This window comes from Pseudomonas fragi (genome assembly GCF_025426255.1).
Classification (GTDB): domain Bacteria; phylum Pseudomonadota; class Gammaproteobacteria; order Pseudomonadales; family Pseudomonadaceae; genus Aquipseudomonas; species Aquipseudomonas kulmbachensis.
Map to the genome: position 1 here is coordinate 2,397,165 of NZ_CP104861.1, position 19,021 is coordinate 2,416,185.

The window sequence follows — 19,021 nt, forward strand, 5'->3', positions numbered from 1 at the left end:
CATGCAAAAGATGCGAAATCATAACAAACCTGCGTGGGATTTGAGTGCTCTGGAATTTACATGAATTTCATTCATGTTGCTGCAGGTGCTCGACGGGTAGAATCGCGACATATTTTTGATATCAGGACAATGGCACATGTTTTTTCGCCTACTCACCAGCGCCGTGACGCTGGTGGTGTGCAGTACAGCGATGGCACAGGCCCCGTTGGTAAGCCCGGCTATTTCCTACACCAGGGATATACAGCCGATCCTCACTGAAAAATGCGTTGCCTGCCACGCCTGTAACGACGCAGCCTGTCAATTGAACCTGGGGAGCGCGGAGGGCGCGACCCGGGGTGCCAGCAAGGTGCCGGTGTACAAAGGGGATCGTGTTGATGCCGTGGCGCCGACGCGGATTTTTTATGATGCCAGCGGCCCAAGTGAGTGGCGTAACAAAGGCTTTTACTCGGTGCTTGATGCTCAGGGCGCCCAAGCTGCCTTGATGGCTCGCATGCTTGAGTTGGGCCACCGTACGCCGCTGACCCCCAATGCCAAATTGCCTGCAGAAATCGTCCTTGGCCTCAATCGCGAGAATGTCTGCCCGGCACCGGGTGAGTTCAACGCTTACGCTCAAAACCATCCCAAAGAGGGCATGCCACTGGCCGTAACCGGGCTGACAGACAAGCAATACACCACGGTGCAAACCTGGCTGGCCCAGGGTGCCAAAGTTGATCAGCACGCGATCCAACCCACTGCCGCTGAGTCGGTACAGATTAGCGAGTGGGAAGAGCTGCTCAATCGCTCGGGTTCGACCGAAGCCCTTGTCGGGCGATGGTTGTACGAGCATCTGTTCCTGGCCCATGCCTATTTCGACAACGGTGTGCCGGGGCATTTCTTCCAGTGGGTGCGCTCGCGCACACCAAGCGGGCAGCCCATTGATCTGATCGCGACCCGCCGTCCGAACGACGACCCTGGCACGGCTTTTTACTACCGGCTGATGCCGGTGCAGGGCGTGATCGTGCATAAAACCCACATCACCTACCCGATGGGGGCCAGCAAGTTGGCTCGGGTCAAACAGCTGTTCTACAGCGGCGACTGGCATGCCACCAGCCTGCCAGGCTACGGGCCGCGCGGGCGAGCCAATCCGTTTGAAACCTTTGAGGCGATTCCGGCGGTTGCGCGATATCAGTTTATGCTCGATAACGCCGAGTATTTCGTGCGTACCTTTATCCGTGGTCCGGTATGCCGTGGGCAAATTGCGACCGATGTCATTCGCGACAATTTCTGGACTGTGTTCCAGGAGCCGGCCCATGACCGCTACGTGACCGATGCTGCCTATCGTGGCGAAGCCACGCCGTTGCTGGCAATGCCCGGCCAGATCGACGACGTTGGTAGCGTCATTTCGCTGTGGCATAACTACCGCGACAAGCGCAACGACTATGAAAAGCTGCGCCAGGAGGCCTATGCCGACATGCCGCCGCCAAGTTGGTCGACCCTGTGGGCGGGCAACGACAACGCCTTGTTGACGGTATTCCGTCACTTCGACAGCGCCAGTGTCAGCAAGGGGCTGATCGGCGAGATCCCGCAAACCATGTGGCTGTTTGACTACCCGTTGCTGGAACGCACCTATTACCAATTGGCGGTCAACTTCGATGTGTTCGGCAACGTCTCGCATCAGGCGCAGACGCGCTTGTACTTCGACTTGATCCGCAACGGTGCCGAGGTCAACTTCCTGCGCCTGATGCCAGCCTATTCACGCTCTACCATCCTGAGCGACTGGTATCAGAACAGCGGCAAGCTGAAAATGTGGATGGACTATCAAAAAATCGATACTTCCACCCCGACCGGCATGCAGCTCGAACCGGCGGACCCCAAGCGTGACTTCGCGCTCAAGTTGATTGAGCGCACTGGGACCCTGAATGCGCGGCCAGATCCGATCAATCGCTGTACTGGAGCGTACTGTTCGCGGCCCGATATCCCGCAAGAGTTCAAATACGCTGAGCAATCCCTTAGCCGCTTGACCTCGCGCCCCGCGGCCGGGCTGGCAGTCATCAATCAATTGCCGGAAGCCACCATGCTGCGCATCGAAGGTGCCGACGGCAAACGCGAGATGTACAGCATGCTGCGCAATCGCGCGCATACCAACGTTGCCTTTATGATGGGCGAGGAATACCGCCTGGTGCCGGGGCTGGACACCCTGACCATTTACCCTGGCGTGCTCAGCAGTTACCCGAACTTTATGTTCAATATCCCGCCGGGTCAGGTCGAGGCCTTTGTTGAGGCTATGGAACAATGCAAGGACCAGGAGACTTTCGACACCATCGTCGAGCGCTGGGGGATTCGGCGCAGCCATCCGCAATTTTGGCAGTACTTCCACGATATTGGTCAGTACATCAATGAAACCGATCCGGTCGAAGCGGGCGTGCTGGACATGAACCGCTACGAAAACCTGTAAAAGTGCGGTTGTATTCGAACGAATGGGGCGTAGCTTTCCTGACAAAAACACTAGGACTTTGTCAGGGGCGCCGATTGGCGTAAACTCTGTCCCATGTCTGCGAGGAGATTCCATGAGCGCCATAACGATTACCGACGCTGCCCACGATTACCTGGCTGATCTGCTGTCCAAGCAGAACACCCCGGGCATCGGCATCCGCGTCTTTATCACCCAACCTGGTACCCAGTACGCCGAAACCTGCATTGCTTACTGCAAGCCGGCTGAAGTTAAATCTGAAGATACCGCCATCGGCCTGAAAAGCTTCACGGCCTGGATCGATTCGTTCAGCGAACCGTTCCTGGACGATGCCGTGGTGGACTACGCCACCGATCGCATGGGTGGCCAACTGACCATCAAGGCGCCAAACGCCAAAGTGCCGATGGTTAACGCCGATAGCCCGATCAACGAGCGCATCAACTACTACCTGCAAACCGAGATCAATCCCGGTTTGGCCAGCCACGGTGGTCAGGTCAGCCTGATTGAAGTGGTAGAAGACGGTATTGCGGTGCTCAAGTTTGGTGGCGGTTGCCAGGGCTGCGGCCAGGCAGACGTGACCTTGCGTGAAGGCATCGAGCGCACCCTGCTTGAGCGTGTGCCGGAACTCAAAGGCGTACGTGACGTGACCGACCACTCGCAGAAAGAAAACGCCTACTACTAACAGGGCGTTCGCTGCGAAGCTGAAGAAAAAACGGTGCCCCGTGAGCACCGTTTTTTTATGCCTGTATTTTTGTGTGTTGTTGTCGGCGAAACCCGTAGCAGCTGACGAGTTCCGCGAGGCTGCGTTCGAGGACGTAGCCTTCGCAAACCCAATAATCGCGGTGTATCTGAACAGTCAATTTCTCAGGTTTTACGACTGCTGCGCAGCCGAACGCAGCCTCGCGGAGCTCGTCAGCTGCTACGGGTATTCACCGGTTTGGGGGCGATACAAATGCGCATGCCCGGCCCGGTACAGCGACGAGTCCGCAAAGCTGTCACTGGCCAGTACCCGGCCCACCAGAATCAGCGCCGTGCGCCGAAAACCCTTGGCCTGGACCTTGGCTGTAATGTCCGCAAGCGTGCCTTGCACCCAGTCCTGATCCGGCCAGCTAGCACGGTGGATCACCGCAATCGGACAATCACTGCCGTAATGCGGTGTCAGCTCGGCCACAATATTTTCAAGGTTCTTGACCCCCAGGTGAATGGCCATGGTCGCTTTGTGCTGCGCCAGGCTGGCCAGTTCTTCGCCCGCAGGCATCACGGTTTTTTCCGCGTAACGGGTCAGAATCACGGTTTGTGAAATATCGGGCAGGGTCAATTCTGCACCCAAAATGGCCGCGCAAGCCGCAGTGGCCGTCACCCCAGGAATGATTTCAAAGGCGATATTGAGCTCGCGCAAGCAGCGGATCTGTTCGCCAATCGCCCCGTACAGGCTCGGATCGCCGGAGTGGACGCGGGCCACATCCTGGCCTTTGGCGTCGGCCGCCTTGATCAGCGTGATGATTTGCTCAAGGTGCAGCTCGGCGCTGTTGATCACCTGCTCGGCCTGATGGCCTTGCAACACCGCTTCGGGGACCAGTGAGCCTGCGTAAATGATCACCGGGCAGCTGCGAATCAGGCGCTGGCCTTTGACGGTAATCAGCTCTGGATCGCCGGGTCCGGCGCCGATGAAATAAACAGTCATGGCAGTCTCTTGAAAGGGTCGTGATAGAGCTGTTCTTGAACAACGCTCATAGTGAGGCGGGGGATTATCGCGGGTTTTGCTCGATAGAGGCCAACGCAAAGGTCGCCCCAGGCGATTTTTGTCGTGTTATCACAAGGCATGCCGCTGCACCGCCGAGTTGTTCGGCCAAGGCCAGTGCGGCACTTTCGGCAATGCCGAAACATCCGGTTTGTTCGAACGCAAGGGACGAGCGATGGCTCAGTTCTGGCGCGTACGGTGCAAGTTGTTGCGCGCTGAACACCTCGAAACCGAGGTTGAGTTGCGCGGCCAGTTGCAGCAAACCAGGTTCCAGGCGTTTGCGATCGATACTGGCCAAGGCGCTGACTGCGCTCAGTGCGATCCCGGCCCGGCCCAGTGATTGCTCGATCAGCGTCAACAGTTCTTGTGTACTGCAACCCTGACGACAGCCCAGGCCAATCACCAGGATTGGCGAGGTGCTGTGTACTGTCACGCCGAGTACTGACCAGTAGACTTGCGGCGGAACAGCCAGGCGCTGATTACACCCAGAGCCAGCCAAAAGGCAAAGTTGGTCAGTTGTGAGGCAATTTTGAACTGCGACTCCAGCTCTGCGGGCGCCAGGCTGGAGTGTACCAGTGGCTGCGGTGCACCAAAGAGATGGGGAACCACCAGAATGGCTACGCCCAGCACTTTCAGTGCCCAGTGCTTACCGAATACCAGTAGTGCGATTGCGACGGCGGTTGAGGCTGCAGTGCTGACCCACCAGATTTGCCGTTGCAGCAGATCAGCCGCGGCAGTGCCCGGTAACTCGGGCGGCAAGCCCAAGGTTGGCGCCAGACAGAACACCGCATAACCGGCAAGGCCCCAGAGCAAACCCTGGGATGTGCGAGTTGGCGCGCGCAAGGTGTACAGGCCCGCCAGCATCAGGGCGAAACCAACAGCAACTACCAGATTGCCGCCAGTGGTGGACAGCACGCGCTGCCAGCCGTCCTCCGGCTCCCAGGCCTCGGCATCATGTTCGTGGGCAGGCATGGCCATATCTGCATGCTCGTGTGCTTCGGTGGCGGCCGGTTTCTCGTAGGTTTCCGCTTGCAGAATCAACGGGGCGACCCAAAAACTTTGCAGCAAAGTCAGCAGTAGAGCGGCCAGCAGACCGGTGAAGCCTGCGGTTTGAGCGATACGCTTAATCATGGCAGGCACTCTCAATGGCACGGGAAGGCGGAGCTGTGACGGGTGTCATGGGCCGCGTTGTGGACCGCATCGATATGCGAGAACCCGGCAAAGTACACGAGAAAAGCGCCCAGCACGGCAGCGCCGACAGCGGCCACAATGCGTTGGCTTTGGGTAGCGGTAGTAGCGGCGGAATGGGTACGGCTGGTGCTGATAGACATGGCGCTTGCCTCTGGTCGGACGACGGGCAGCAAAGCGCAAGAAAACCCCGCGAACGAAGCTCGCAGGGTTTAACAGCGCCCGCCCACCGCGGGTTTGTTATTCATATTAACCAGGCCGGTCTCCGGGCTTGCGAGGGGCTCAACTGTTGAGCCTGCAAACATCTCCTTCCCATGCATCGAGCACAGTGGATCTGATGTTTCTCTCGCTTACCGTTGCGGGGGCAGCGCCGGACTTGTCAGAGCAAAACGCCTGACGCACCGGTTTCCCGTTTCACCCTGTGAAGGGCACCTGATACAAGATGTGTAGGAAACCACAGGGATGTGGGTATGCACAAGTCCTGTGGGAGCGAGCCTGCTCGCGAAGGCCTCAAGCGCTTCGCGAGCAGGCTCGCTCCCACAGTTATGAATTCATGCAGTTGCCAGCATGCTTTTGACCTTGTCGCGCAATTGATCAATCGAGAAGGGCTTGCCAATCACCGCCATGCCTTCTGCAATCTCAAGGGTTTCGGCGTAGCCGCTGGCAAACAGGATGGGCAGCCGTTGGCGCAGTTCGCGGGCCTTGTCTGCCAGCGCCCGGCCGTCCATGCCCGGCAATCCGACATCGGTCATCAGCAAGTCGATGTGCTGGGCCTGGTCTGCCAGCAGTTCCATGGCGCGCTCGCTGCCATCAGCTTCAAGCACACTGAACTCCAGTTCTTGCAGCACGTCTACGATGAGCATCCTAACAATGGCGTCGTCTTCGACCACAAGGATGGTGGAGGGTGTAGCGGACATAATCATGATCTCGATAAAAATTTAAGCGCGGGTCTCACAGGCAGCAAGAATAGCCTTCACCCGCATTTGAGTGTGTTTGTTTGTGCGTAAAAGTGCTCTTAAAGGTAAGAAAATAGAACTATTGCTCGGTAATCCGGCAAACTCCAGTTTTTTATGACAGTACACGGGCCTGAAGAATGAACTCACCCGCATCAATTGATGAGCGCAGCTTTCGTAAGCTCTTGAGTCGCAACGTTGGCTTGCCTTTAGCCGTCGGTGTGCTTAGTGCCGCACTGTTTGTGGTTATGGTCAGCTATTTGTTGTCAGTGATCAGGTGGGTTGAACACAGTGACCGGGTTATCAGTAATGCCAACGAAGCCGTGCGCCTGACGGTCGATTTGGAGACCGGCATGCGCGGTTTTCTGATCACCGGCGATGAACATTTTCTCGACCCCTATGCCGTGGCCAAACCGCAGATCAATGTGCAATTGAAGGGTTTGCAGGAATTGGTCAGGGATAACCCGCAACAGGTCGACCGCCTCAAGCGCTTGGAAGCGCTGCAAGAGGAGTGGAATACCTATGCGCAATCGATGGTCGATATGCGCCGTCAGGACGGTGACTACCGCTCGGCGGTACAGGCCGGTCGAGGTAAGCGCCTGAGCGATGTCATTCGCAAGGAATACGACGACTTCATCCAAATGGAGCAGCAACTGCGGGTCACCCGCAGTGAAGATGTCAGTCGCACGACAATCATCAGTGTTGGCCTTTATCTGTTTTTTGTATTGGGTTTGAGCGGCTTTCTGGCCTATATCGGGCGTCGTGATTTAATCGAACTTTCAAGTAGTTACAACAATGCCTTCGAGTCACAAATCAAGACTGCGCAGCGTCTCGAGCAGCAGGCATGGCTGCGTAACGGGCAAACTGAACTGGCCGAACAGGTGCTGGGCCGTCTGACCCTCAATATGCTGGGCCGTAATATTCTGCAGTTCTGCGCCCAGTACCTGGGGTCAGTGGTCGCTGCGGTGTATGTACGTGAAGATCACGGTGGCCTCAAGCGTGTGGCCAGTTATGGTTTTTCTCGCGAGCAAGAAGCGCAGGATCAACTGATCCACAATGACGAAGGCATTGTTGGGCAGGCCGCACAGCAGGATCAGCTGATTCGCCTGGACGACGTGCCCGCCGACTACTGCTTAAAAGTCAGCTCAGGGTTGGGCGAAGGCAGTCCGCGCAGCGTGCTGGTAGTACCCACCAGCGATGATGATCGGGTCAATGGCGTCATCGAACTGGGCTTTCTCAGGCCTCTGACCGATCGGGATATCGAGCTGTTCGAACTGATTGCCGACAACATTGGCATGTCGATTGAGGCCGCGCGCTATCGTCAGCGTCTGCAAGAGGTGCTGGCCGAGACTCAGCAGCTCAATGAGCAACTGCAAGTGCAGCAGGAAGAACTCAAAACCGCTAACGAAGAGCTCGAAGAGCAGTCGCGCATACTCAAAGAGTCGCAAACCAGCCTCGAAACCCAGCAGGCCGAGCTTGAGCAGACCAACGAAGAACTGGCAGGCCAGCGCGATGCGATGGACCGCAAGAACAGTCAGCTTAATCAGGTGCAAGTGCAGCTTGAAGAGCGCGCCGAAGAGTTGCAGCGCTCCAGCAAGTACAAGTCCGAATTCCTGGCCAATATGTCCCACGAGTTGCGTACGCCGCTGAACAGCTCACTGATTTTGGCCAAACTGCTGTCGGAAAACCCGCAACAGAACCTCAGCGCAGAGCAGGTCAAGTTTGCCGAGTCGATCTATTCGGCGGGCAATGACCTGCTTAACCTGATCAACGACATTCTGGATATCTCCAAGGTCGAAGCCGGCAAGCTCGAAGTACGCCCCGAGAACACCAGCGTGGCGCGAGTGGTCGAAGGTTTGCGCGGCATGTTCCAGCCACTGGCGGGTGAAAAGTCGCTGGCCTTTGAAGTCCAGTTGCAGTCTGGCACTCCGTCGATAATCTACACCGACAGCCAGCGCCTGGAGCAGATTCTTAAAAACCTGCTGTCCAATGCGATCAAGTTCACTGAAAAAGGTCGGGTCAGCCTGGCCGTGTCGCGTCAGCCGGGTGTTGGCATTGCGTTTGCGGTCAGTGATTCCGGGATCGGTATTGCCCCGGAGCAACAGGACAGCATCTTCGAAGCCTTCCGTCAGGCCGATGGCACCACCAACCGCCGTTATGGGGGCACTGGACTTGGCTTGTCGATCTCCAGGGATCTGGCGACCCTGCTCGGTGGCTCGATCAATGTCAGCAGTAAACAGGGGCAGGGCAGCATCTTTACCCTGATCCTGCCTGAGCAGTATGTAGAGCACGGGCAAGAACCTGCCCAACTGCCGATTGCCGCCGCGCCACGGGTTGCGCTGGTGGCCGCCAAGCCCCAACCGCTGCCAGCGGTGGTTGCACCGCTCGACATCCCACGTTTTATGGATGACCGGGAACAGGCTCCGTTTTCCACGCGCTGTATTTTGGTGATTGAAGACGAGCCTAATTTTGCGCACATCCTCTTCGATCTTGCGCATGAGCTGGGTTATCGCTGCCTGGTTGCCCATGGCGCGGACGAAGGTTTCAGCCTGGCCGCAGAGTTTATTCCTGATGCAATCCTGCTCGATATGCGCCTGCCGGATCACTCCGGACTGACTGTATTGCAGCGCCTTAAGGCGCTGGCACCTACCCGGCACATCCCGGTTCACGTGATTTCCGTCGAAGATCGAGTCGAGGCGGCGATGCACATGGGCGCAGTGGGCTATGCGGTTAAACCCACCAGTCGCGAGGAACTGAAAAATGTATTCGCCCGTCTGGAGGCCAAGCTCACGCAGAAGGTCAAACGCGTGTTGCTGGTTGAAGACGATGACCTGCAGCGCGATAGTATTGCCCGCCTGATCGGCGACGATGATATTCAAATCACCGCAGTTGGCTTCGCCCAAGAGGCACTCGACCTGCTGCGCAGCAATATTTACGACTGCATGATTATCGACCTCAAGTTGCCGGACATGCTGGGCAACGATTTGCTCAAGCGCATGTCGACCGAGGATATCTGCTCGTTCCCGCCGGTGATCGTGTACACCGGGCGCAACCTGACCCGCGATGAAGAGGCCGAGCTGCGCAAGTATTCGCGCTCCATCATCATCAAGGGTGCCCGCTCGCCGGAGCGCTTGCTGGATGAAGTGACATTATTTCTGCACAAAGTTGAATCTCAGTTGTCCCATGAGCGGCAAACGATGCTCAAGACCGCTCGCAGCCGCGACAAGGTCTTTGAGGGGCGCAAGATTTTGCTGGTGGATGACGATGTACGAAATATCTTTGCCCTGACCAGTGCGCTGGAGCAAAAAGGCGCCATTGTGGTTATTGGCCGCAATGGCCGTGAAGCCATCGAGCGCTTGAACGAAATTGAAGACATCGACCTGGTGTTGATGGACGTAATGATGCCGGAGATGGACGGCTACGAAGCCACCGTTGAAATTCGCAAGAATCCACGCTGGCGCAAGCTGCCGATCATTGCGGTCACGGCCAAGGCGATGAAGGACGATCAGGAACGCTGCCTGCAAGCGGGCTCGAATGATTACCTGGCCAAACCGATTGACCTGGACCGGCTGTTTTCCTTGATCCGGGTCTGGCTACCGAAAATGGAACGACTCTAAAGTGCATCGAAACACCGATATTGAGTTAAGGCTGCTGATCGAAGCGATCTATCTCAAATACAGTTATGACTTTCGCGATTACTCCGGCGCTTCGATCAAGCGTCGGGTCAATCACGCATTGCGTCAGTTCGACTGCAACACCATTTCGGCCCTGCAGGAGCGCATCCTGCATGACCCTACGGCCTTTATGCAGTTGCTGCAGTTCCTGACCATTCCCGTGAGCGAGATGTTTCGCGACCCGGAGCATTTCCTGGCAATTCGCCAGGAGGTGGTGCCGATCCTCAAGACCTACCCGTCGCTGAAAATCTGGATTGCGGGTTGCAGCACCGGCGAGGAGGTGTACTCGATGGCCATCCTGCTGCGTGAGGAAGGCCTGCTGGACCGCACCATTATCTACGCAACCGATATCAATCCGCGGTCCCTGGAAAAAGCCAAGCAGGGGATTTTTTCCCTGGAGAACATTCGAGCTTATACCCACAACTACCAAAAGGCCGGTGGTCAGCGCTCGTTTGCCGATTACTACACCGCCGCCTATGACTACGCGATTTTTGACAAGACGTTGCGCGAGAACGTGACGTTCGCTGATCACAGCCTGGCGACCGATAGTGTGTTCTCGGAAACCAATTTAATTTCATGCCGTAACGTATTGATTTACTTCAATAAAAATCTTCAAAACAGAGCCTTTGGGCTGTTCGAGGAGTCGCTCTGCCATCGCGGCTTCTTGATGCTTGGCAGCAAGGAAACCCTGGATTTTTCGGACTACAGCAAGCAATTCACATCCGTGCTCAAACAAGAACGGATCTATCGCAAGCTATGACTGTCCAAAACAGCTACTGGGCTAACCAGGGACCTGTCGAAGCGGTGGTGATCGGGGCTTCTGCGGGCGGCGTCGAAGCCTTGCTGACGATTTTCGCCGACCTCAAACCCGGTTTTCGCCTGCCGATCATTGTGGTCCTGCATTTGCCTGACGAGCGTCGCAGCCAAGTGGCCGAGGTGTTTGCCCGGCGCTTGCCAGTACCGGTCAGGGAGGCTCAGGACAAACAGCCAATCGAGCCGGGCACCTTGTACTTTGCAGCCCCTGGGTATCACCTGTCGATCGAGCATGATCACAGTTTTTCCTTGAGTCAGGAGGAGCGAGTGCATTACTCACGACCTGCCATTGATTACCTTTTTGAATCCGCAGCCGACGTGTATCAACAGCGTTTGGCTGCGGTATTACTGACGGGCGCCAACCAGGATGGTGCGCGGGGAATGAGCCTGGTCAAGGAATTGGGCGGTTTGACGATCATCCAGGACCCTGACGAAGCTCAGGTTTCGACCATGCCGCGAGCGGCACTGGATCTGTGCCAACCGGACTGCATTCTTCCCTTGCGCGGCATTGGCCGTCTGCTCGTCGAGCTGGAACATAACGCATGCTACTAAGTGATATTCAAGCCAAACTGCTGATCGTCGATGATCTGCCGGAAAACCTGCTGGCGCTCGAAGCGTTGATCAAGCGCGAGGACCGCATCGTATACAAGGCCCTGTCTGCGGATGAGGCGTTGTCGTTGCTGCTGCAGCATGAGTTCGCAATGGCCATTCTTGATGTGCAAATGCCCGGCATGAACGGTTTTGAACTGGCCGAGTTGATGCGTGGCACGGCCAAGACCAAAAACATCCCGATCGTGTTTGTCAGCGCCGCCGGGCGCGAAATGAACTATGCCTTCAAGGGCTACGAAAGCGGCGCGGTCGACTTTTTGCACAAACCGCTGGATATCCATGCGGTCAAAAGCAAGGTCAATGTATTTGTCGAGCTGTATCGCCAGAGCAAGGCAATGAAGCAGCAGGTCGAAGCCTTGGAACAGAGCCGTCGCGAGCAGGAAACTTTGCTGGCACAGTTGCAATTGACCCAGGTTGAACTGGAACATGCGGTACGCATGCGCGATGACTTTATGTCGATCGTCTCCCATGAGGTGCGCACCCCGCTAAACGGCCTGATCCTGGAAACCCAACTGCGCAAGATGCACCTGGCCCGCGATAACGCGGCGGCGTTCACCATGGACAAGATGCAGGCCATGGTCGAGCGTGATGAGCGCCAGATCCAGAGCCTGATCCGCCTGATCGAAGACATGCTCGACGTATCGCGGATCCGCACCGGCAAGCTGTCTATCCGCCCTGGCCAGTTCGATTTGGCCCAAACCGTCGCGCAGCTACTGGAAAGCTTCTCGGCGCAGATCAGCGCGGCGCAGTCGAGTGTCAACTTCACGGCAGAGCAGCCAGTGGTGGGGCAGTGGGATGAGTTCAGGATCGAGCAGGTGATTTCCAACCTGCTGACCAACGCCTTGCGCTATGGCGCAAAAAAGCCCATTGATGTGTCTGTTTATATCGAAAGTGGCCAGGCGGTGGTCGACGTGCGCGACCAAGGCATTGGCATCAGCGAAGAAAACCAGCAGCGGGTTTTTCAGCAGTTTGAACGGGTTTCATCCAGCCATGTCATCGCGGGGCTGGGTTTGGGCCTGTTTATTTCGGAGCAGATAGTCGCCGCCCACAGCGGTACAATCAGCGTACAGAGTGCATTGGGCGAGGGTGCCTTGTTCAGGGTTTGCCTGCCGCTGGTACAAAAGACATAAACTCGATGCAACCTGTGACCATGCCCGGAGTCTTACTGGGCAGCGACTGCATGAATTAAGGTTCCCCATGAGTGAAGATGCGCAAGATGTTGTTTTGATTGTCGAAGACGATCCCTCGATCCTGATGGTCCTTAGTGCCTACTTGTCCGGCGAGGGCTATCGGGTATTGCAGGCTGAAAACGGTGAGCAGGCCTTCGAAATATTGGCCAGCAAGCCGCACCTGGATCTTATGGTCACCGACTTTCGCCTGCCGGGAGGTATTTCGGGGGTACAGATCGCCGAGCCTGCGCTGAAGTTGCGACCTGATTTGAAAGTCATCTTTATCAGTGGTTACCCGGCAGAAATCCGTGACACGGGCAGCCCGATTACCCTGACGGCGCCGATTCTGGCCAAGCCGTTCGACCTCGACACGCTGCAGGCCCAAATCCAGAAACTGCTGGCCTGACCCAAACTTGTAGCAGCTGCCGAAGGAACGAGGCTGCGTTCGAGTGCGCAGCGCTCGCAATCCCGGCAATCGGGGAGTACCAGATTACCGTGTTGCTCGATTTTACGACGGCTACGCCGCCGAACGCAGCCTCGTTCCTTCGGCAGCTGCTACGTAATCAGGTGTTTCAAAGCCCCTGCTGCAACGCCGGATCATCCGGGTTCTGCTGCTCCAGTTGCGCGAGCAACACCTGCACGTTCTGCAATTGCCCGGCTTCTTTCCAGTAGCCGATCAACAACACCCGTGCCTTGCGATTGGCAGGCTGGCGTTGCAGCAGCTCTTCGAGCTGGCGTTGCGCAGCTTCCAGTTGGTCGAGGTCATGCAGGGCGGTGGCCAGCTTGTAGCGGTAATCACTGTTGTCAGGCTCCAGCTCCACGGCCTTGGCTAGACCGAGCAGGGCGTACTCGGTCTGGCCGTGATTGAGCAGCCAGATTCCCAGCGTATGTTGCAAGTAAGCCGAGTCAGGATGTGCCTCAAGTTGGCTGGCCAATAATTGGCGCGCTTGCTCCGCTTGGCCGCGCTTATCCAGCAGGTCAATCTGCGCGGCCACGGCCTTGATGTCGTCCGGAGCCAGGCGGGTCATTTGTTCCAGTGCAGCCTGGGCGTTATCCAGTTGCCCTTCGTGCAGGTACAGCCGGGCAAGCTGACCCTGAGCTTGCGGGTCGTCGGGACGGGTCTTGAGGTCGCGCTCGAACTCGTCGATTACTTGCTGCAACGGGCCGAAGTACAGCCCCTGTTCATCCGGGGACAACCCGAGCAGGGCATTGGCCGCAGCAAAACGCACAGTCTGCTCCGGATCATCCAATAGCGGCCCCAGCAGCAGCGTGCGCTGGGCGTTGGGTACCAGCCCGACAATGCTCTGGATCGCAGCCGTGCGCACCAGTGGTGAGGTGCTGTGCAAATCGGCGTCGGCCAACTTCAGCGCCTGTGGGCTTGGGTAGTTAGGCAACTCGGCATGCAGTTTGACGCGGCGCGCATCGGTCAAGTCGTTGCGCGCAAGTTGCTGATAGAGCACGCGAGCGGCACCGGGCTTACCGTTTTGGGCCATATCCAGTGCGATGGAATAACGTTGGCTCAGAGTGGGCGTCGGGACAGTCGGAGCAGGGCGCATCGAATACCAAAGACCCGCAGCAATAACCGCGGACAGAAGGCTGATGACGAGGTAGCGGCGTGGCTGGGTCATCCAATATCCAGAAACAGGCGAGCGTATGAGGTGCAAGATTGGGACAGTAGAGGGCTTGAGTCAAACGCTGTAGCCGTTGAAGAGCGAGGCGAGGCTACGACCGGCGCCGCAGCCTGGCGACACTGGCGGATAAAAAAAGCCCCGCGACCGAATGAGCGCGGGGCTAAAAAATGGTTGGTTGCGGCCAACCAAAGGAGCTCGTTGAATCAGTGCGCGCTTGCGACGGTCTCGGCTTGCCAGCCGCCACCCAGCGCTTTGTAGATGGCCACTACGCCGCGATACAGCTCAACCTCGGCCTGGGCCTGGCTGTCTTCAGCCGCCAAACGCTCGCGCTGGGCGTCGAGCAGGACCAGAAAGTCCACTGTGCCTTCGCGGTAGCGGATAGCAGCCAGGTCAGCGGCAGTTCGGCTGGATTCGCTTTGACGAATCAGCGACACCAAACGCTGCTGGCGTTTGCCGTAATCACTAAAAGCGTTTTCTGACTCTTCCAGTGCCAACAGCACTTGCTGTTCATAACTGGCCAGGGCGCCATCGGCTTCTGCGTCGGCACCGCGCAGGCGTGCACGCACGCTGCCCAGATCAAACGCTGGCCAGGTAATGCGCGGGCCGAGGGCCCAAGCATTGGCCGCAGCCGAACCGATTTGCGAACCACGCCCGGCGGTAAAACCGAGGAAGCCGCTCAAGCTGACCCGAGGGAACAAGTCGGCCTTGGCCACCCCGATCCGGGCAGTGGCCGCGGCCAGCTTGCGCTCGGCACTCATGATGTCGGGTCGGCGCTGCAGCAGGTCACCGGGGTTACCGATGTTCAAGGCTTTGGCAATCGCCGGCAGCTGCGCCGGGCTCAGGTCAACGCTGAGCTGCTCAGGGCGTTGGCCCAGCAAGGTGGCGATACGATTGCGTTCGCGTACTTGTTCGGCCTGCAATTGCGGCACACTTGCCTCAACTGCCGCCAAGCGAGCATCAGCGCGCATCACGTCCAGTTCGTCACCAACGCCTGCGTCACGCAGGCTTTCGGTAATGGCCTTGGAATCTTGCTGGTTTTTCAGGTTGGCCAGGGCAATACGCTCGCGCAGTTGTGCACCGCGCAACTCACCGTAGGCGTCCACCAGCTCGGCAATCATGGTCACTTGCAACTGATACAAATCGGCTGCAGCCCCTTGTTCGTCGGCGTCGCTGGCCTCCAGCTCACGCTGGATGCGGCCAAACAGATCGATTTCCCAGGCCATGTCCAGGCCCAGGTCATAGCGCTCACTGTTGACGCGCTTCTCGGTGGTCCCTGGAATCTGGCCCTTGCCGACATCGCTGCTGACTCGGCTGGTGATGGTCGGCATGGCGTCATTGCTGACGTCATCACGGATCGCCCGGGCCGCGCGCAGGCGGGCAAATGCCACGCGCAGCTCGCGGTTGCCAGCCAGTGACTGAGTCACCAACTGGTTGAGGGTCGGGTCATCAAACTGCTGCCACCAGATCCCTTCAAAATGCGCTCGGTCAAAACCCTTGAGGTTGTCGGCACTGATATGTGCAGGTTCTGTCGCCGGGGTTTTGTAGTCCGGGCCAACGGCGCAGGCGCTCAAAGCCAGTACCAACAGGCTTGGCAGGAATACTCTCACGCTCATTGTTGCGACTCCAGCTTGAGGTGTTTGGCGGCTTTGCGCGCTTCACTGCGCTCCACATAACGGCGGATCAAGACGTAGAACACCGGCGTCAGCAGCAGACCGAAGAAGGTCACCCCGAGCATCCCGGAGAACACCGCTACACCCATGGCGTGACGCATTTCTGCACCGGCGCCGCTGGAGAGCACCAGAGGCACCACACCCATGATGAAGGCGAACGACGTCATCAGGATCGGCCGCAGACGCAGGCGGCAGGCTTCCAGTACCGCATCCAGCGGGTTCATGCCTTCTTCCTGCTTGTCCTTGGCAAACTCGACAATCAAAATCGCGTTCTTGCACGCCAACCCCACCAGTACGATCAATCCGATCTGGGTGAAGATGTTGTTGTCGCCTCCCGACAGAATCACCCCGGTAATCGCTGATAGCAGCGTCATCGGTACGATCAGGATCACCGCCAGCGGCAGGCTCCAGCTTTCGTATTGGGCGGCCAGTACCAGGAACGCCAGCAGTACGCAGAGCGGGAACACGAACAGGGCGGTATTGCCTGAAAGGATTTGCTGATAGGTCAGCTCAGTCCATTCGAAGGTCATGCCGTTAGGCAGTTCTTCCTTGAGCAGTTTCTCCATCGCCGCTTCAGCTTGACCCGAGCTGTAGCCCGGTGCCGCTGCGCCGTTGATTTCTGCGGTGACAAAACCGTTGTAGTGCATGACGCGATCCGGGCCTGCGGTGTCGCTGATCTTGATGAAGGTCGCCAGCGGGATCATTTCGCCCTTGTTGTTGCGCACTTTCAGTTGGCCAATCTGCTCGGGCTCCAGACGGAACTGCTGCTCGGCTTGTACGTTGACCTGATAAGTGCGACCGAAGCGGTTGAAATCGTTGGCATACAGCGAGCCCAGATAGATCTGCAGGGTGTCGAAGATGTCGCTGATGGCAACGCCATGAGTCTTGGCTTTTTCGCGGTCGATGGCAGCATCGACTTGCGGAACGTTGACCTGATAGCTGGTGAACAACCCGGCCAGTTCCGGCACGCTATGGCTCTTGGCAATTACGTTCTGCACTTCCTTGTACAGTTCGTCATAGCCCAGGCCAGCGCGGTCCTCGACTTGCAGGCGAAAGCCGCCAATGGTGCCCAGCCCTTGTACTGGTGGTGGCGGGAAGATCGCGATATAGGCTTCCTGGATATCCGCAAACTCTGCATTCAGCGTGGCGGCAATAGCTGCGGCTGACTGGCTTGGGTCCTTGCGTTGATCGAAGTCCTTGAGCGCGACAAACACGATGCCGCTGTTCGGGCTGTTGGTGAAACCATTGATCGACAGGCCGGGGAAGGCGATCGAGTTGGCAACACCGGGCTGCTTGAGGGCCAGCTCCGACATGCGTTTGATCACCTCTTCGCTACGATCCAGGCTCGCGGCGTCTGGCAGTTGAGCAAAGGCCACCAGATATTGCTTGTCTTGCGGCGGTACAAAACCGGTCGGGGTGTGGGCAAAACCGGCCCAGGTCAACACCATCAAACCTGCATACACCAGCATTGCGATCCCGCTGCCACGAATAATCCGGCGCACGGTGCCGACGTAGCCATTACTGGCCTTGACGAAGAAGCGGTTGAACGGACCGAACAGCCAGCTCCCGAACAGTCGATCAAGTACACGGGTGAAGCGGTCTTTCGGTGCGTTATGACCCTTGAGCAGTACAGCGGCCAGGGCAGGGGACAAGGTCAGCGAGTTGAAAGCCGAGATCACCGTCGAAATCGCGATGGTCAGAGCGAACTGCTTATAGAACTGTCCGGTCAGGCCCGAGATAAATGCAGCCGGGATAAACACCGCACACAGTACCAGGGCGGTGGCGATGATCGGGCCGGTCACTTCACGCATGGCCCGCTTGGTGGCGTCCACCGGGTTGAGCCCCAGTTCGATATTCCGCTCGACGTTCTCCACCACCACAATGGCATCGTCGACCACGATACCGATGGCCAGCACCAGCCCGAACAGCGACAGGGCGTTGAGCGAAAAGCCGAACATATGCATCACAGCAAACGTACCGATCAGCGATACGGGCACGGCCACTAACGGAATAATCGAGGCGCGCCAAGTTTGCAGGAACAGGATAACAACCAGTACTACCAGAATCAGTGCTTCAAACAGGGTATGGACTACCGCTTCGATCGAACCGCGAACGAAGATTGTCGGGTCATACACGATGTCGAAGTCCATGCCTTCCGGGAAGTTCTGTTTCAGTTCGGCCATCTTGGCGCGAACGTCATTGGATATCTGGATTGCATTGGAGCCTGGGCGCTGGAAGATCGGTATCGCCACCGCCGGTTGGTTGTTCAGCAAGGAACGCAGGGCGTACTGGCTGGAACCCAGTTCAACCCGAGCTATGTCTTTGAGGCGAGTGATCTGGCCATCATCGCCGGAGCGAATAATGATGTTTTCGAACTCTTCCTCACTGACCAGTCGGCCCTGGGTGTTAACCGACAGCTGGAAGCTGGTTGCGTTGGGGGCAGGGGGGGCACCCAGCGCACCGGCAGCCACCTGGCGGTTTTGCTCGCGGATGGCGGTGACCACATCGGTAGCGGTCAGGTTGCGCGACGCGGTCTTGTTTGGATCGAGCCACACCCGCAACGAGTAGTCACCCATGCCGAACAGTTGCACATCGCCGATGCCGTTCAGCCGTGCCAGCTCATCCTTGATATTGAGGATGGCGTAGTTGGACAGGTACAGCATGTCGTAGCGCTGGTCCGGGGAGGTCAAGTGCACAACCATGGTCAGGTCGGGCGAAGCCTTGTCTACCGTGATACCGATGCGCGTCACTTCTTCGGGCAGCTTGGGCTGGGTCCGGGTGACGCGGTTTTGCACCTGCACCTGAGCGTTGTCCAGGTCAGTGCCCAGGGCAAAGGTGATGGTCAGGGTGATCTTGCCGTCAGCGGTGGACTGCGAAGACATGTACAACATGTTTTCAACACCGGTAATGGCTTGTTCCAACGGCGCTGCGACGGTTTCGCCGATCACTTTAGGGTTGGCACCCGGGAAGCTGGCGCGCACCACGACGGTAGGCGGAACCACTTCCGGGTATTCACTGATAGGTAATTGGAACAGCGAAATGCCGCCCGCAATCAGTATCAACAGTGAAAGCACAGCGGCGAAAATCGGCCGCTGGATGAAGAACTGGGAAAAATTCATCGGTG

The 19,021-nt window shown here is 57.6% G+C and carries 15 protein-coding genes and 1 riboswitch; of the genes, 7 read left to right on the plus strand and 8 right to left on the minus strand.

What is annotated here, in order from left to right:
• Window positions 1-136 precede the first annotated feature (136 nt).
• Both N7D90_RS10955 and nfuA read left to right on the plus strand, forming a co-directional pair.
• The gene (locus tag N7D90_RS10955) at window positions 137-2,434 is read left to right on the plus strand and encodes a fatty acid cis/trans isomerase (RefSeq protein ID WP_261742176.1); all 2,298 of its coding nucleotides are present in this window, start codon (window positions 137-139) and stop codon (window positions 2,432-2,434) included.
• A 112-nt stretch (window positions 2,435-2,546) separates the two neighbouring features.
• Window positions 2,547-3,131, plus strand: coding sequence for a Fe-S biogenesis protein NfuA (gene nfuA, locus N7D90_RS10960; RefSeq protein ID WP_019827280.1), 585 nt, complete (start codon window positions 2,547-2,549; stop codon window positions 3,129-3,131).
• A gap of 237 nt (window positions 3,132-3,368) precedes the next feature.
• Here the strand turns inward: nfuA and cobM are convergent, their stop codons facing one another.
• The 5 genes from cobM to N7D90_RS10985 all read right to left on the minus strand — a co-directional run bounded on the left by cobM (window position 3,369) and on the right by N7D90_RS10985 (window position 6,295).
• Window positions 3,369-4,133, minus strand: coding sequence for a precorrin-4 C(11)-methyltransferase (gene cobM / locus N7D90_RS10965; RefSeq protein ID WP_261742177.1), 765 nt, complete (start codon window positions 4,131-4,133; stop codon window positions 3,369-3,371).
• Between the two features lie 64 nt (window positions 4,134-4,197).
• Window positions 4,198-4,623: a cobalamin biosynthesis protein gene (locus N7D90_RS10970; RefSeq protein WP_261742178.1), complete on the minus strand. Its 426-nt coding sequence runs from the start codon at window positions 4,621-4,623 to the stop codon at window positions 4,198-4,200.
• On the minus strand, window positions 4,620-5,321 hold the full coding sequence (locus N7D90_RS10975; protein ID WP_261742179.1) for a CbtA family protein: 702 nt from the start codon (window positions 5,319-5,321) through the stop codon (window positions 4,620-4,622). The genes N7D90_RS10970 and N7D90_RS10975 overlap by 4 nt, the downstream gene beginning before the upstream one ends.
• An 11-nt stretch (window positions 5,322-5,332) precedes the next feature.
• Window positions 5,333-5,521, minus strand: a complete 189-nt coding sequence (locus N7D90_RS10980) for a CbtB-domain containing protein (protein WP_019827274.1) — start codon at window positions 5,519-5,521, stop codon at window positions 5,333-5,335.
• A gap of 95 nt (window positions 5,522-5,616) precedes the next feature.
• Window positions 5,617-5,829: riboswitch (cobalamin riboswitch) on the minus strand.
• A 100-nt stretch (window positions 5,830-5,929) separates the two neighbouring features.
• A complete protein-coding gene (locus N7D90_RS10985) occupies window positions 5,930-6,295 on the minus strand; it encodes a response regulator (RefSeq protein ID WP_261742180.1) in 366 nt (121 codons plus the stop codon).
• 176 nt (window positions 6,296-6,471) lie between these two features.
• Between N7D90_RS10985 and N7D90_RS10990 the strand changes: the two genes are divergently transcribed.
• From N7D90_RS10990 to N7D90_RS11010, 5 genes are all read left to right on the plus strand, one after another.
• The gene (locus N7D90_RS10990; protein WP_261742181.1) at window positions 6,472-9,948 is read left to right on the plus strand and encodes a response regulator; all 3,477 of its coding nucleotides are present in this window, start codon (window positions 6,472-6,474) and stop codon (window positions 9,946-9,948) included.
• Between the two features lies 1 nt (window position 9,949).
• Complete coding sequence (locus N7D90_RS10995) at window positions 9,950-10,765, plus strand: CheR family methyltransferase (RefSeq protein WP_261742182.1); 816 nt, start codon at window positions 9,950-9,952, stop codon at window positions 10,763-10,765.
• Entirely contained in the window at window positions 10,762-11,370 is a 609-nt protein-coding gene (locus N7D90_RS11000) for a chemotaxis protein CheB (protein WP_261742183.1), read from the plus strand. The genes N7D90_RS10995 and N7D90_RS11000 overlap by 4 nt, the downstream gene beginning before the upstream one ends.
• The gene (locus N7D90_RS11005) at window positions 11,361-12,557 is read left to right on the plus strand and encodes a hybrid sensor histidine kinase/response regulator (RefSeq protein ID WP_261742184.1); all 1,197 of its coding nucleotides are present in this window, start codon (window positions 11,361-11,363) and stop codon (window positions 12,555-12,557) included. Before N7D90_RS11000 ends, N7D90_RS11005 begins: the two co-directional genes overlap by 10 nt.
• Window positions 12,558-12,624: 67 nt before the next feature.
• Window positions 12,625-13,002, plus strand: a complete 378-nt coding sequence (locus N7D90_RS11010) for a response regulator (protein WP_095000393.1) — start codon at window positions 12,625-12,627, stop codon at window positions 13,000-13,002.
• Between the two features lie 166 nt (window positions 13,003-13,168).
• On the opposite strand, the gene N7D90_RS11015 is transcribed toward N7D90_RS11010, so the two are convergent.
• The 3 genes from N7D90_RS11015 to N7D90_RS11025 all read right to left on the minus strand — a co-directional run bounded on the left by N7D90_RS11015 (window position 13,169) and on the right by N7D90_RS11025 (window position 19,016).
• Window positions 13,169-14,224 carry a tetratricopeptide repeat protein gene (locus N7D90_RS11015; RefSeq protein WP_261742185.1) on the minus strand — a complete coding sequence of 352 codons (1,056 nt, stop codon included), beginning with the start codon at window positions 14,222-14,224 and terminating at the stop codon, window positions 13,169-13,171.
• A gap of 206 nt (window positions 14,225-14,430) precedes the next feature.
• Window positions 14,431-15,840, minus strand: coding sequence for an efflux transporter outer membrane subunit (locus N7D90_RS11020; RefSeq protein ID WP_261742186.1), 1,410 nt, complete (start codon window positions 15,838-15,840; stop codon window positions 14,431-14,433).
• Complete coding sequence (locus N7D90_RS11025) at window positions 15,837-19,016, minus strand: efflux RND transporter permease subunit (protein ID WP_261742187.1); 3,180 nt, start codon at window positions 19,014-19,016, stop codon at window positions 15,837-15,839. The genes N7D90_RS11020 and N7D90_RS11025 overlap by 4 nt, the downstream gene beginning before the upstream one ends.
• Between the last annotated feature and the right edge of the window lie 5 nt (window positions 19,017-19,021).